The organism is Gemmatimonadaceae bacterium, assembly GCA_036003045.1.
Taxonomy (GTDB): domain Bacteria; phylum Gemmatimonadota; class Gemmatimonadetes; order Gemmatimonadales; family Gemmatimonadaceae; genus JAQBQB01.
This window is the reverse complement of the sequence record DASYSS010000052.1, coordinates 169,999-183,607: the sequence shown is the minus strand read 5'-3', so window position 1 is coordinate 183,607 and position 13,609 is coordinate 169,999. Positions and strand designations below refer to the sequence as shown.

At 66.6% G+C, this 13,609-nt stretch carries 14 protein-coding genes; 3 read left to right on the top strand and 11 right to left on the bottom strand.

Features of this window, described 5'->3' with window-relative positions; translation table 11 throughout:
- The 7 genes from VGQ44_14350 to VGQ44_14320 all read right to left on the bottom strand — a co-directional run.
- On the bottom strand, positions 1-857 hold an 857-nt coding region (locus VGQ44_14350), incomplete at its 3' end, for an electron transfer flavoprotein subunit alpha/FixB family protein (protein ID HEV8448009.1).
- A 3-nt stretch (positions 858-860) separates the two neighbouring features.
- Complete coding sequence (locus VGQ44_14345; GenBank protein HEV8448008.1) at positions 861-1,613, bottom strand: electron transfer flavoprotein subunit beta/FixA family protein; 753 nt, start codon at positions 1,611-1,613, stop codon at positions 861-863.
- Positions 1,610-2,782 carry an acyl-CoA dehydrogenase family protein gene (locus tag VGQ44_14340; GenBank protein ID HEV8448007.1) on the bottom strand — a complete coding sequence of 391 codons (1,173 nt, stop codon included), beginning with the start codon at positions 2,780-2,782 and terminating at the stop codon, positions 1,610-1,612. Before VGQ44_14340 ends, VGQ44_14345 begins: the two co-directional genes overlap by 4 nt.
- Before the next feature lie 9 nt (positions 2,783-2,791).
- Positions 2,792-3,544 (bottom strand): SprT-like domain-containing protein, encoded by a 753-nt coding sequence (locus VGQ44_14335; protein HEV8448006.1) that lies wholly within the window; start codon positions 3,542-3,544, stop codon positions 2,792-2,794.
- Positions 3,529-4,356 carry a metallophosphoesterase gene (locus VGQ44_14330; GenBank protein HEV8448005.1) on the bottom strand — a complete coding sequence of 276 codons (828 nt, stop codon included), beginning with the start codon at positions 4,354-4,356 and terminating at the stop codon, positions 3,529-3,531. Before VGQ44_14330 ends, VGQ44_14335 begins: the two co-directional genes overlap by 16 nt.
- Positions 4,353-5,366, bottom strand: coding sequence for an isocitrate/isopropylmalate family dehydrogenase (locus VGQ44_14325; GenBank protein HEV8448004.1), 1,014 nt, complete (start codon positions 5,364-5,366; stop codon positions 4,353-4,355). The genes VGQ44_14330 and VGQ44_14325 overlap by 4 nt, the downstream gene beginning before the upstream one ends.
- Positions 5,363-5,869 (bottom strand): hypothetical protein, encoded by a 507-nt coding sequence (locus tag VGQ44_14320; protein HEV8448003.1) that lies wholly within the window; start codon positions 5,867-5,869, stop codon positions 5,363-5,365. The genes VGQ44_14325 and VGQ44_14320 overlap by 4 nt, the downstream gene beginning before the upstream one ends.
- 234 nt (positions 5,870-6,103) lie before the next feature.
- Between VGQ44_14320 and VGQ44_14315 the strand changes: the two genes are divergently transcribed.
- Genes VGQ44_14315 through VGQ44_14305 form a run of 3 tightly spaced genes read left to right on the top strand, consistent with a single transcriptional unit; the run spans position 6,104 to position 9,677 of the window.
- Positions 6,104-8,170 carry a carbon starvation CstA family protein gene (locus tag VGQ44_14315; GenBank protein ID HEV8448002.1) on the top strand — a complete coding sequence of 689 codons (2,067 nt, stop codon included), beginning with the start codon at positions 6,104-6,106 and terminating at the stop codon, positions 8,168-8,170.
- 37 nt (positions 8,171-8,207) lie between these two features.
- On the top strand, positions 8,208-8,417 hold the full coding sequence (locus tag VGQ44_14310) for a YbdD/YjiX family protein (protein HEV8448001.1): 210 nt from the start codon (positions 8,208-8,210) through the stop codon (positions 8,415-8,417).
- Positions 8,418-8,471: 54 nt separating this feature from the next.
- Positions 8,472-9,677 carry a M20/M25/M40 family metallo-hydrolase gene (locus VGQ44_14305; GenBank protein HEV8448000.1) on the top strand — a complete coding sequence of 402 codons (1,206 nt, stop codon included), beginning with the start codon at positions 8,472-8,474 and terminating at the stop codon, positions 9,675-9,677.
- Positions 9,678-9,706: 29 nt separating this feature from the next.
- Here VGQ44_14305 and VGQ44_14300 read toward each other — a convergent pair whose 3' ends face one another.
- The 4 genes from VGQ44_14300 to VGQ44_14285 are packed head-to-tail and all read right to left on the bottom strand — an operon-like array spanning position 9,707 to position 13,565.
- Complete coding sequence (locus VGQ44_14300) at positions 9,707-11,419, bottom strand: putative ABC exporter domain-containing protein (GenBank protein HEV8447999.1); 1,713 nt, start codon at positions 11,417-11,419, stop codon at positions 9,707-9,709.
- Positions 11,416-12,150: an ABC transporter ATP-binding protein gene (locus tag VGQ44_14295; protein ID HEV8447998.1), complete on the bottom strand. Its 735-nt coding sequence runs from the start codon at positions 12,148-12,150 to the stop codon at positions 11,416-11,418. The genes VGQ44_14300 and VGQ44_14295 overlap by 4 nt, the downstream gene beginning before the upstream one ends.
- Before the next feature lie 57 nt (positions 12,151-12,207).
- Positions 12,208-13,197 carry a sugar phosphate nucleotidyltransferase gene (locus VGQ44_14290; protein HEV8447997.1) on the bottom strand — a complete coding sequence of 330 codons (990 nt, stop codon included), beginning with the start codon at positions 13,195-13,197 and terminating at the stop codon, positions 12,208-12,210.
- Positions 13,194-13,565 carry a cupin domain-containing protein gene (locus VGQ44_14285; protein HEV8447996.1) on the bottom strand — a complete coding sequence of 124 codons (372 nt, stop codon included), beginning with the start codon at positions 13,563-13,565 and terminating at the stop codon, positions 13,194-13,196. The genes VGQ44_14290 and VGQ44_14285 overlap by 4 nt, the downstream gene beginning before the upstream one ends.
- Positions 13,566-13,609: the final 44 nt, after the last annotated feature.

The window sequence follows — 13,609 nt, the reverse complement described above, 5'->3', positions numbered from 1 at the left end:
TTCGACGTGCGCATCCCGGCGAGGTGCTGGATGGCCCCCGAGATCCCCACCGCGACGTAGAGGTTGGGGCTGACGACGCGGCCCGTCTGGCCGATCTGGTCGCTGTGCGGGCGCCAGCCGTCGTCGGTCACCGCGCGCGTCGCACCGACCGCCGCGTTGCCGAACGCCGCCGCGAGATCCTCGACGAGCTTGAAGTTCTCCGCGGACTTGAGGCCGCGACCGCCCGAGATGATCACCGGCGCGTCGCCGAGGTCGATCTTGCCCGTCGCGCCTTCGGCGATCTCCTTGACCTTGAGCTTCGACGCGCCCGGATCGGCGCCGAGCGCGATCGATTCGGAGCGAGCGGTGCGCGGCACTTCCGCGGCGGTGACCGCGCTGGGCCGTACGGAGACGACGGCGAGCGGCCCCGTGACCTCGAGCGTCGCGATCACTTTGTTGGCGTAGATCGGATGCTTCACGACCAGCGTGTCGCCGGCCGCGCTGACGCTCGTCACGTCGCTCGCGATCGGTGCGTCGAGCAGCGCCGCGGCCCGTGGACCGATGTCGCGCCCCTGCGCGGAGAATCCAAGCACGACCGCGCGATAGCTCGACGCCTTCGCGCGCGCCGCCAGCGTCGCCGCCGCGACCTCGCAGTCCACTTCCGCCAGACGCGCGTCCTCCGCCGTCAGCACGAGATCCGCGCCGAATTTTCCCAGTTGCTCGGCCAACGCGCCGACACCGGCCGGACCGATGAGCAACGCGTGCACTTCGCCGCCGCCGGTCGAATCGGCGAGCGCGCGAGCAACGGTCGTCGCTTCGAGCGCGACTTTGCGCAGCGTCGTGCCGCGGCTTTCGGCGAATACGAGAATGTTCGCCATGGGTCAGAGCACCTTCGCTTCAGTGTGGAGAAGGCGCACGAGCTCCGGCACGGCGGCGACTCCTTCGCCAATGATGCGACCCGGCGGACGATCGGGCGGGAGCTCCAGCGACTTCACGCGAACGCGCGCCGGTCCCAGCTGGGCCGGTTTCGTCTCGAGCGGCTTCTTCTTCGCCGCCATGATGTTCTTGAGCGACGGGTACCGCGGACGCGCGATGCCCTCGTCGATCGTGATCGCCGCCGGCAGCGCGAACTCGACGATCTCGCCGGCGCCCTCCAGCTCTCGGCGCGCGGTGCCGCGACCGTTGGCGATGTCGAGCTTCGACGCCGCCGTCACGCACGCGAGGCCGAGCAGCTGCGCGGTCGCCGTGCCGACGATCCCGCCGGACGTGTCGAACGCGTGCTTGCCGAACAAAATGAGATCGAAGCCGCCGCCCTTCAGTTCGGCCGCGAGCGCCTTCGCGACGGCGAGGCCGTCGTATGGAACGGCGTCCGTCTTCAGTTGAACCGCGCGGTCGGCGCCCATGCTCATCGCCTTGCGCAGCGTCTCTTGCACGGAATCGGGTCCGATCGCGTAAACGACCGTCTCGCCCGGTCCCTGCTTTTCGTTCAGCTGCAGCGCGACTTCGACGGCGTAGCTCGCGAAGTCGTCGATATCGAATTTGAGTCCGGTCTCGTCGATCGCCGTTCCCGACGATCCGATCCTGAACCGCGACTCTGAATCCGGTGTTCTCTTGATGCAGACGGCGATTTTCATTTGAAGGCGTTGAGTCCGGTCACTGCCTGGCCGAGCACCAACGAGTGCACGTCGTGCGTGCCCTCGTACGTGTACACGCTCTCCAGATTCTCCATGTGCCGCATCGCCGAGTACTCGGCGAGAATTCCGTTCGCGCCGAGCAGCCGGCGCGCCTCGCGCGCGACGTCGGTCGCCATCGACACGTTGTTTCGCTTGGCGAGCGACACCTGCTGCGGCGTGAACGTGCCCGCGTCCTTCAGCCGGCCGAGGTGCAGCGACACGAGTTGGGCCTTCACGATCTCCGTCAGCATGTCGGCCAGCCGCTCCTGTTGAATCTGGAAGCCGCCGATCGGCCGGTCGAACATGATGCGGGTCTTCGAATACGAAAGCGCCTCCTCGAAGCAGGCCATCGCGGCGCCGATGGCGCCCCACGAGATCCCGTATCGCGCCTGTGTGAGACACATGAGCGGGCTCTTGAGCCCGCCCGACTTGGGCAGGAGCGCGTCCGCCGGGAGACAGACGTCCTGAAAAACGAGCTCGCTCGTGTCACTGGCGCGCAACGAAAGTTTTCCTTTCTGATCTTTCGCCTTGAATCCGTTGCTATTCGTCGGAACGACGAAACCGCGAATCGACGAATCACTCGTGTCGCCGTTCGTCTTCGCCCACACGACGGCGATCTGCGCCGTCGACCCGTTCGTGATCCACATTTTGGCGCCGTTCAGCAGCCACGTGCCGTCCTTCTGCTCACGCGCCATCGTGATCATGCCGGACGGATTCGATCCGTAGTCCGGCTCCGTGAGCCCGAAGCAACCGATGATCTCGCCGGCCGCCATCTTCGGCAGATACTTTTTTCGTTGTTCCTCGCTGCCGAAGGCGTAAATCGGATACATCGCGAGGGCGCCCTGCACCGAAGCGAACGATCGCACGCCGGAGTCGCCGCGCTCGAGCTCCTGCATGATGAGCCCATACGCGACGTTGTTCAGCCCCGCGCACCCGTATTCCTCCGGAAGGTTCGCGCCGTACACGCCCAACTCGGCCATCTTCGGCACGATCTCGCGCGGAAAGCGCCCCTCGACGTAGCACTTTCCGATGACGGGCAGCACGTGTTCGTCGACGAAAGCGCGGACGCTGGCCCGCACTGCGCGCTCCTCCTCGGAGAGGAGCGAATCGATGTTGAAGAAATCGAGCATCTCTGGAATTTACGACGATCGGTGCGCTACGGCCCGCTTCGCTGCCGCGTCGATGCCGACGTCGCGCGCTTTGGCCCGGAACCGCGGTCCGTGGTCGATCGGCAGGCCGTTTTCGTCCTGCCACTGGTGCACCATCTCGTGGATGAGCGTGTGAACCACCTCTTCCCACCGATGCCGCCTCACATGCCGCCAACTGATCGCGATCTCCCCCAGCGGCTTCGCCGTCTGACGTTCCGGTCCACCGGGCCCCCGGTCCACTTGTCCACCGGTATAGTGTCCCAACCGGCTCTTCATCCGCCGCGACACACGAACCGGCAGCGACCGCAGCGCCCCGCCGAAATACTCCTCGTTGAGCCGGGCATGCCAGTCCTCGAGCTTCCGCGCGAGCGGTTCATCCTCGGGCCGCGTTCGCTCCCGTCGCCCGCTGTGCCGCCACGTCGTGCCGGCGAAGCTCACGATCCGCTTGGTCGCAGATCGTCGCTCGGCGCGCGACCGGCTTTCGACGAAAACGACGATCGCTTCGTGGATGTCGGCGGGGGCGGTCAAGTAGCCCTCGTGCACGCGGAGCTCGTCGCCACGCCAGCTGACCATGACGTTCGCGTTCCGGGTCAGCCGACACCGAGCGATGCGCTTGAGTCCGAGCGACCGAAGTCGCGCCAACAGGTCGTCGGCCGTGCGAAGCTGCCCCGCGTCCAGCTCGAGCGTGAGCTGGGCGGGGTCGCGGCGGCCTCGCGCGAGCAGTGACTTCAGCGCGTGAAGCATTGATCGGGTCCCGGCGAGAACGCGCGCGTGTCGCTCGACCAGACGAGCGTCGACACCTCGATCTCGCCGTCGGTGATGCGGATGCTGTTGACCGACGAGGGCCGGCCGCCGCGCGACCGGTCGCTGATCGTGCCCGAAATGGAGATGACCATGCCGCGCTCAGGGTGCTCGACGTAGTGCACGGCTTCCTGATGGTCGTGCCCGCAGAGCACGAGGTTGACGCGCATTTCCGAGAACGCGCTGAGCAAACGCTGCGTGTTCTTGAGTCCGTAGCGCTGCGACAGCTGCCCCTTCACCGGGTTGTGGTGCATGACGACGATGCGCGCGTCGCCCGCGGCCGACTGCTCGAACTCGGCGCGCGCGTGCTCGACCTGCGACCTGTGGAGGTGCCCGATGATCGAGAGATCGCGCATGTTCCACGTGAGCGTGTCGAGCGTGATGCCGTGCGACGTGTTGAGCCCGACGAAGGTCGCACCCGGCACGTGAAGCACCGGTTCCAGGTTGCCCTCGATGTACATGCGGTACTTCAGATAAAGCTGGCTCGAGTCGCCGAGGCCGAGCGGAGCGAACCACCACGCCACGTCGTGATTGCCGGGGACGACGATCGTTCGGCTGACGCGCTGCGCCTGCCGAATGAATTCACGGGCGCGCTGGAACTCTCCGGCCCGCGCGCGCTGCGACACGTCGCCCGAGATCGCGACGACGTCGTAGTGCCGCTCCTGGATGAGGCTTTCGATTGCCTCGTATTGCTCCGGCACCGCCGGATGGCCGAAGTGCAGGTCGGAGCAGTGGAGGACGGTCAGCGTGCTCACAGCTTGGCGATCACGGCCTCGGTGAACTGGTCGGTGGACGCGCTGCCGCCGAGGTCGCGCGTCACCGTCTTTCCCTCTCGGATCGTGCCTTCGAGCGCCGCGCGGATGCGCGCCGCCCGTGCGTCGTCGCCGGTGTGCTCGAGCAGCATGCACGCGGCGAGGATGAGCGCCGACGGATTCGCGATTCCCTTGCCCGCGATGTCGGGCGCCGTTCCATGCACCGCTTCGAAGATCGCACCGTTGGCGCCGATATTGGCACCGGGTGTGAGGCCGAGCCCGCCGACGAGCCCGGAAATCTCGTCCGACAGAATGTCGCCGAAGAGGTTCGTCGTGCAGATCACGTCGAACCGCTCCGGATGCAGCACGAGGTTCATCGCCATCGCGTCCACGATGCGCTCGTCGAATTCGATCTTGCCCGCGTAGTCGCGCGCGACCATGCGGCCGGTGTCGAGAAACAGCCCTTGCGAGAACTTGAGGATGTTCGCCTTGTGGACGAGTGTGACCTTCTTGCGTCCATAGCGCACCGCGTACTCGAACGCGTAGCGAACGATGCGCTCGGAGCCGGCGCGCGTGATGATCGCGACGGACTCCGCCGCCGCGCGCGGGTCGTCGCCGACCTTGATGTAGTGCTCGACGCCGACGTAGAGACCCTCGGTGTTCTCGCGGATGAGCACCAGATCCAGGTTGCCGTACCGGCCACCGGGAGCGATGCTGTGCGCGGGGCGCACGTTCGCGTACAGATCGAATGTCTTGCGCAGCGCGACGTTGATCGACCGAAACCCTTCGCCGACGGGGGTCTCGAGCGGTCCTTTGAGCGCGAGCTTCGTGCGCTTGATCGAATCGAGCGTCGCGTCGGGAATCGGGTCGCCGTACAGCGCGACACCGGCCATCCCGGCCACCTGCGCGTCCCACTCGATCTCGGCGCCTGCCGCGGCGAGGATCTTCACGGTGGCGCCGCTGATGGACGGACCGATCCCGTCGCCGGGAATGAGCGTGACATGCCGGGTCACGGCGCGACAACCGCGCTGAGCTTGGTGGCGATGCTTGCGGTGATCGAGGGACCAAACGCCGGCGCCGGATCGCTCGCGACTTCGCCGATCCACCGCACCGAGGACGCCCGCGCGTCCAGCAGCACGAGTCTGAGCACGCCGCGCCCTCCCCCGGCGGCCACCGACTCCACGCGCAACTCTACCGGCGCGAGCACGAGCCGCACGTCGTCATGCAGCGCGACGAGCGTGCGAATCTGCGACGCGAGCGGTTCCGGAAGCCGCTGGTCGCCGCCTAACGACGGAGATCGCAGAGGCTCCTCGGCGAGCGTGTGCGGGTCGGTGGCATAGGTGGGATTGCGGCGGAAGGCGCTGTCCAAGCCACTCGGAAAGATCCAGGTTCGAATTCCGCGATCGCGGAGCGCGGCCGCGATATCGCTGTCTTGCGTCTTCGCGACCTCGGTCTGCCGAGGCAGAGTCCAACCGAGTCCGGGGGCGACGCGTACCATGTAGGTGGGAAGAATCACCACGTGCTGGGCGGCGAGCCCCGAAAGGGCGTGCTCCGGGGGTTGCGCGGGCGTCGGTGATGAAGACTTGCATGCCGCAAGACAGAGCGCGGCAGAAAGAAACACGGCGGTTTGGGGGGGGCGAACCCGCTGGGACGACATGCCGGGGAACTTAAACGGCTCAACCCTTGTTGTCCCTTCTTTCGCAGCGCAATTTGGCTCCGGTCGTCCCTCAAACTCAGGAGCACTCGACACATGCCGAAGGCGCTTCGCTTCGGGATCTGGGTTCTCGTTTCGGCTCTCGGCACCCTGGCTTTCGCCAGGATCGCGCTCGGACGCGGCGAAACGATCAACGCTGCCTGGCTGCTCACCGCGGCTCTGTGCAGCTACGCCGTCGCGTATCGCTTCTACAGCAAACTGATCGCGGCCAAGGTCTTCGCGCTCGACCCAATTCGAGCGACGCCCGCCGTTCGCCTCGAGGATGGCCGCGACTACGTGCCGACGAACCGCTGGATCGTCTTCGGCAGCCACTTCGCGGCGATCTCGGGTCCGGGCCCGCTGGTCGGTCCGACCCTCGCGGCGCAATTCGGCTACCTCCCCGGCGTCATCTGGATCATCGTCGGCGTTGCGTTGGGCGGTGCGGTGCAGGACTTCGTGATCCTCGCGTCGTCCGTGCGGCGGAACGGCAAGTCTCTCGGCGCGATGGCCCGGGAAGAAATCGGCCCCGTCGCCGGCGCGACGGCACTGGTCGCGGTGCTCGGCATCATGATCGTGCTGCTCGCGGTGCTCGCGCTGATCGTCGTGAACGCACTCAAGTCCAGCCCGTGGGGCCTCGTGACCATCGGCCTCACGATTCCGGTCGCCCTTCTCATGGGTGTGTATCTGCGATGGCTGCGCCCGGGCCGCGTCCTCGAAGCGAGCGCCATCGGCATCGTGCTGATCGTCGCTTCGTTGTTCGCCGGACAGTGGGTATCGACGCAGCCCTCGCTCGCCGCGGTGTTCACGCTGAGCGGAACGGCGCTGGCCATCGTCGTGATGATCTACGCGTTCACGGCCTCGGTGCTTCCCGTGTGGCTGCTGCTCGCACCGCGCGATTATCTCTCGGCGTTCGTGAAGATCGGCGTGGTGCTGGCGCTGGCGATCGGGATCATCGTCTCGCTCCCGCCGCTCCACATGCCGGCGCTCACGCAATTCACCGACGGCAGCGGTCCGGTGTTCGCGGGCAAGGTGTTCCCGTTCGCGTTCATTACGATCGCATGTGGCGCGATCTCGGGTTTTCATGCGCTGATCTCTTCAGGGACGACGCCCAAGTTGCTTCAGCGTGAGCCCGACGCTCGGATGATCGGCTACGGCGCGATGCTGATGGAATCGCTCGTCGCGGTCATGGCACTCATCGCCGCGTGCGCATTGACGCCGGGCGTGTACTTCGCCGTGAACGCGCCCGCGGGCGTGATCGGCACGACCGCCGCCGCCGCGGCGACCAAGATCCAGACGTGGGGCTTCACCCTGGATCCGAACCAGATGCAGGCCCTCGCCAAACAAGTCGGAGAGCAGACGCTCCTCTCGCGCACCGGCGGCGCGCCGAGCCTCGCGCTCGGCATGGGGCAGCTGTTCGCGAACGTACTCGGCGGCAACGAGGCGTTGGCGATCTGGTACCACTTCGCGCTCATGTTCGAAGCGCTCTTCATTCTGACGACGCTCGATGCCGGTACGCGAGTCGGCCGGTTCATGGTGCAGGATCTGGCGAAACACATCTGGGCTCCGCTCGGCAGCGTGTCGTGGTATCCGGCGGTCGTTCTGTCGAGCGCCGTGATCGTCGCGATGTGGGGCCATTTCTTGTATCAGGGCGTGCTCGATCCGCTCGGCGGCATCAACTCGCTCTGGCCGCTGTTCGGTATCTCGAACCAGTTGCTGGCGACCGTGGCGCTCTGCGTCGCCACGACGATCTTCGTGAAGATGGGCAAGGCGCGCTACGCCTGGATCACGCTCCTGCCGATGGCGTGGCTGACCATCGTGTGCATGACGGCCGGCTGGCAAAAGCTCTTCGCGGAAGACGTGAAGCTCGGATTCCTCTCGCACGCCCGGCTGATCGAGAGCCAGGTGGCGAGCGGCGCGCTGCCGGCCGCCATCAAGTCCGCCAGCGACGCCCGCCGCATGATCTTCAACGACTATCTCGACGCGGTGGTGACGCTATTCTTCATGGTATCGGTCGTCGTGATCCTGGCCGACAGCGCCCGCGAGTGGATGTCGGTGTTGCGCGGACGCAAGCCGGTCATCTCGTCGGAAGCGCCATTCGAACCACTGCCGGCAGCCGGCGATTGATGTCTGCAGAAATGTTCGAGCAACGGAGGTGCGGCCCATGACGTCGCGTGAACTCCTGCGAGTGGCGCGCGTTCGGTTGGAGAACGCGGGGGCGATCGTGCGCCGAATCATCGGCGCACCGGACTACGATCGTTACGTCGCGCACCTCCGCGATCATCACCCCGGCGCGCGTCCGATGACGTACGACGAGTTCGCTCGCCAGCGGATGGTGGAGCGTTACAGCCGCCCGGGCACCCGCTGCTGTTGAGCGCGGTCGGCCCGGGGCTTGCATCGCCCGCGTAAGCACTACTGCTTCAACACGATGAGACCGCAGGCCCCGGCCTCCGACACCGCCGCGACGCACCGCGCGCTCGCTCCGGCGCACGCGCGACTCGCCGCGCGCGACGACGCGATCGTTCGCTCGCAAATCGCCGTCGCGCAAATCGCCGCGCCGACGGGTGAAGAGCAGGAACGAGCCGGCTGGGTCACGCGGCGTTTCCACGATTGCGGCTTGTCCGAAATTCACGCGGACGCGGCCGGCAACGTCATCGGTCGCCGCGCGGGAACGACGCGACTCTCCCCCGTGGTGATTTGCGCGCATCTCGACACGGTGTTCCCGCGCAGCACCGACCTCTCGATCCGTCGCGACGGCGAGCGCCTCGTCGGTCCGGGCATCAACGACAACGGTCGCGGACTCGCCGTCATGCTCGCCCTCGCGTCCGAGATCGACGGCACGCGCGTGCGAACGCAGCGGCCGATCGAATTCGTCGCGACCACCGGGGAAGAAGGTATCGGCGACCTCCGCGGCGCAAAGCACTACTTCGCGGGGCGCGGCTCAGACGCGCACGCCGCTGTCGCGCTCGACGGGGCGGGTGACGAGCGCGTCATTCATCGCGCGCTCGGGTCGCGCCGTTTTCGCGTATCGTTCCACGGGCCGGGCGGCCACTCGTGGGCGGCGTTCGGCGCACCGAACGCGGTGCACGCGGCCGCCGGCGCCGCATCGCGCTTGGCGTCGATCCACTTGCCGTCCGCGCCGCGCACAACGCTGTCGGTCGGGCGAATTGGCGGCGGATTGTCCGTGAACTCGATTCCGTCGTCGGCGTGGCTCGAGATCGACGCGCGATCCACGTCCGCCGCGCAACTCGACGACCTCGAGCGCACCGTCCGTCGCGCCGCTCACGCGGCAGCCGATGACGAGAACGCGCGTCGCACGCTCGGCACCTCGCCGCTCACCGTTCGCATCGAGTCGATCGGCGAACGTCCGTGCGGCGAGACGCCGGTCGAGGACGACCTCGTGCAGCAGGCGATCGACGCGACGATGCTCATCGGCCGCCAACCCGATCTCGCGCTCGCGTCGACCGACGCCAACGTGCCGATCAGCCAAGGCATCCCCGCGATCGCCATTGGCGCCGGCGGGCGCGGCGGCGACGCTCATACGCACGCCGAATGGTTCGACAACCTCCGCGGCACCCTCGGCGTCGCGCGAGCCCTCACGATCGTCACCGCCGCAGCGAGACTCGTCGCTTAGCGCGCGTTGGGTAGTCACGCAAACCGCGATCACGTTGTTTGTAGTGGCTCGGCGCGCGTGAGGGCGCGGCCGAGCCACAAGATCGACGCGTATGTCTCCAGCCCGAGGATGACCGCCGCGACGAGCATCGGCGTCCAGAGCACGAACAGCGTGCGCTGGCCGTGGGTGCCGCCGAGCAGTTGGAACGTGAGTGCGGCGAGAACCGTGGGCGGGAGCAGCGCGACGAGCAGCGTGAACAGGTTCGCCACCATCGCGAGCACGTTCTGCCCGAGTGCCTCGACGCCCGTGCTCACCGCGCTGCCCAAGCGAATCCAGGCGGGAAAGAGGATCGCCATTCCGTTCTGAATCGTGATCAGCGCGCCGTTGATCGCGAGCATGAGGAACGGCGATCCCACGAGAATCGCGAGCCGCGTCGTCGGCGACAGCCAGATCCGCTCCGTTCCGAAGCTGGCGATGTACGCGATGACCACGACGACGAGCTGCAGCACGACGATCGGCACCGTCGACGACGCCACCTCGGCGAGCACGATGTCGCTCGAGCGCACGGGCACCGCCTTGAGCAGCGGCAGGTGCAGCATGTCGTGACGGAGGTCGTTTCGCACGAGCCGTCCGCCGAACACGATGAGCAGCCCGGCGAAGGTCGCCGCCGTCGCCGTGACCCAGAGAGAGAAATCGCGGGCGCCGCTCGACAGCGCGGCGCCGAACGCGATGGCCATGCCGGCCGGGCCGAGGAGCAAGCGGAGCTGCGCGGTGCGGCGCAGACAAAGGATGTTCTTCCAGAAGATCGCCATCGCCGGATGGCCGATCGCCTTGAGACGCAGCGTCGTCTTGGCGGCCAGCGACGACTTCGGCACCACGATCGACCGGCGAGAGCGGATTGCGTCCATGCGCCGCGCCCGTTGCTCGGATGCCTCGAGCGCGGCGTCCTCGAACGCCGCGTCGCTGCGCAGCACCCAGAACACGTGCAGACCCATCACGGCGAGCGCCGGAATGATCGCGTGCCACCACTGATTGATCGACCGCGCGAACGTCGGAGCAACCACCAGATGGAAAGGCCAGAGGCCGATCGACGCGGGTGCCTGCGCGAGCACCTTGGCCATCGCGACGAAGAATTCGCCGATGCCATCCGTGTCGAGCAGCTCCCGGCGATTCACCACGAACCCCGTGACGAGCGCCGCCCCGACGAACCCGAAGGCCGCGATCGACCACAAGTTGCGCTTCGCCGCGACGCGTCCGTGCGCCTTGATCGAGGACTGCACGAGCGCCGCGCCAAGGCGATGCAGGTTCAGCGTGGAGAAGAGAACCCACACGCCGACGGCGCGAAGCGGCGACGGTAGGAGGTTGCCGCCACGCCGCAGCACGAACACCCAGATCGCCGCGTTGATCAACACGGCCACCTGCGCGCGAAACAACTTGTGGCCGATGAGGCCGCGCCGCGTGATCGGCGCGGGGAACAGCATCGACACCTCAGCCTGCGTGAACGCGAGCGCGAGGTTGTCGGACCCGAACACCCAGGGCCCCGCGAGCGTGAGCACCGCCAGCAGCGTGATCAGCATCTCGCTCGGCTGACTCAAGAGAAAACCTGTCGCCATCGGTTGATTCGCGGGGCGCCACAGGAAGCCCCACAAATACAGCGCGCCGACGATGAGCGCGACCGCGTAGCGCGGGCTGCGCACACGGCGGAACGCCGACAGAAATCGGTTTCGGGCGCTGTTCCAGCTGAGATACAACAGCGCGTTCATCCCGCCACCGAGTCTGATGCGGTCAGCGTGAGGAAGACCTCCTCGAGCGACTTCGACGCGAGCGACGGATGCGCTTCGATGATCTCGCCGATCGTTCCGTACGCCGCGGCACTGCCCTGCCGCAGGACGAGCAGTTTGGTGCAGAGCTCCTCGACGAGATTCAGCAAATGCGAGCTGAGGATCACCGACGTGCCTCTCGCCGCGCGCGCAATGACGGTCGCCCGCATGCGTCGCATGCCGGCGGGGTCGAGACCCGTGAGCGGCTCGTCGAGGATCAGCACGGAAGGGTCATGCAGCAGCCCGCAGGCGATGGCGAGTTTCTGCCGCATACCGCGCGACAGCTCTCCCGGAAGCGATCTCCGCTTGTCTCCGAGCTCGAGCTCGTCGAGCAGCGGTCCGATGCGCGTCTCGACGTCGGCGACACCATAGAGCCGAGCGATGAACCGCAGGTGCTCCTCGACCGACAGATAGTCGAACAGGTGCGGCTCGTCGGGAATGAACGCCAGCGCGCGCTTCGCCGGAATCGGATCCTTCTGGATGTCGTGACCCGCGATCGCGACCGCGCCGCTCGACGGCGCGATGATCCCCGCGAGACAGCGCAGCGTCGTCGTCTTGCCGGCGCCGTTCGGTCCGACCAAGCCGAGAATTTCGCCCGCACCAACGTCGAAGCTCACGTCGCGCACGGCTGTGAAATCGCCGTAAAGCTTCGTCAGCGCGCGAACGGAGATCATGATGGCGGGTGGGGGAAGACCGCGTTTGGTCGAACAGCGTTTGTGCCGAAGCGCCCTCTAGGAGCGCACCTTCACCACAGAATGGTCGCTCACGTTGACTTGCCCTTGCGCTCCGTCCACGACGGCCGCGTCGCCGATCAGCGAACCGGCCAGCGACGAGTCGACGACCGACGCGCCCTCGCCCACGATCGTATCGCGAACCCGCGAGCGCTCGATGCGGCTTCCGGCGCCGATCGAGACGTTCGGCCCGATCGTCGACGCGACGAGCGAGACGCCGTCCTCGATGTACACGGGGTCGATGAACTCGACCCCCGGAGGAGCCGTCGCTGGTTTCCGCGCTCGTCCCTTCTCCAGCATCGTTCGGTTCGTGTCGAGCAGCGTCCCTTGCTCGCCCGCGTCGTACCAACCCTCCACGTCGATCACTTTGATCTTCGCGCCATGGTCGATCATGTACTGGAACGCGTCGGTCAGGTAGTACTCGCCCTTGTTCTTCGGTTGCTGGAGCGTCCAGTCGATCCCTTCGTACAGGAGCTTCCAATTGCGGATGTAGTACAGCCCGATGTTCGCTCGCTTCGACACCGGCGTCGACGGCTTTTCGACGATCCTCGTCATGTTGCCCGCCGCGTCGCTCACCACCACGCCGAACCGCTGATAGTCCTCGACCGTTTTCACCCAGATGATGCCATCGGCGTCAGTCTGCTTCACCACCGACAGATCCGCGTCGAAGATCGTGTCGACGAAGATGATGAACACCGGCTCGTCCACGTACTCGCGCGCCAATGCGACGGCGCCCGCGGTGCCGTCCTGGACCTTTTGTTCGATGAACACCGCGTCGAACGAATACTTCGCTCGCGCGTAGGCCTCGACTTTGTCCTTCAAGTGCCCCGTGATGTAGATGACCTGGCTCACGTCGCCCAGCTTCGCCAGATCCTCCATCACGTAGTCGATCACCGGCTTGCCGGCGATCTTGAGCATCGGCTTCGGAGTGATGTGCGTGTGCGGCCGGAGCCGCGTGCCCTTTCCCGCCAGCGGAATGATGACTTTCACGGCGCGCTCGTCCCTTCTCGGCCGTAGCGGTCCTTCAGCCGCACCACGTCGTCGAGGTGCGGTGTCGAAACCTCCAAGATGTCGCAGTCCGTGACCGCTTCCATCTGATGTACCGTCCCCGGCGTGACGCGGTACGCGTCGCCGATTTCGAGATTGACGTCCACCGGCCGGTCGCCCTCCCAGATGCGATACTTGAGCTGCCCGGACAGTAGGTAGACCGTTTCGTCTTTCACTGTGTGATACTGCACCGACAGCGCTTCACCCGCTTTGATGTGCAGAATCTTGCCGACGTACTCGTCGGTCTTTGCCCAGATCGTCTCGTGTCCCCACGGTTTGGGAACGTGCGTGATCGGCGCTCGACCGCTCATCGGGCGCGGGCGTCGGCGAGGACATCGAAGCGACTGGCGGTTCC

Excerpts from the sequence above, each read along its gene's own strand:
- VGQ44_14345 (HEV8448008.1), bottom strand. The coding sequence starts at position 1,613 with ATGAAAATCGCCGTCTGCATCAAGAGAACACCGGATTCAGAGTCGCGG.
- VGQ44_14340 (HEV8448007.1), bottom strand. The coding sequence starts at position 2,782 with ATGCTCGATTTCTTCAACATCGATTCGCTCCTCTCCGAGGAGGAGCGC.
- VGQ44_14335 (HEV8448006.1), bottom strand. The coding sequence starts at position 3,544 with ATGCTTCACGCGCTGAAGTCACTGCTCGCGCGAGGCCGCCGCGACCCC.
- VGQ44_14315 (HEV8448002.1), top strand. The coding sequence starts at position 6,104 with ATGCCGAAGGCGCTTCGCTTCGGGATCTGGGTTCTCGTTTCGGCTCTC.
- VGQ44_14310 (HEV8448001.1), top strand. The coding sequence starts at position 8,208 with ATGACGTCGCGTGAACTCCTGCGAGTGGCGCGCGTTCGGTTGGAGAAC.
- VGQ44_14305 (HEV8448000.1), top strand. The coding sequence starts at position 8,472 with ATGAGACCGCAGGCCCCGGCCTCCGACACCGCCGCGACGCACCGCGCG.
- VGQ44_14300 (HEV8447999.1), bottom strand. The coding sequence starts at position 11,419 with ATGAACGCGCTGTTGTATCTCAGCTGGAACAGCGCCCGAAACCGATTT.
- VGQ44_14295 (HEV8447998.1), bottom strand. The coding sequence starts at position 12,150 with ATGATCTCCGTTCGCGCGCTGACGAAGCTTTACGGCGATTTCACAGCC.
- VGQ44_14285 (HEV8447996.1), bottom strand. The coding sequence starts at position 13,565 with ATGAGCGGTCGAGCGCCGATCACGCACGTTCCCAAACCGTGGGGACAC.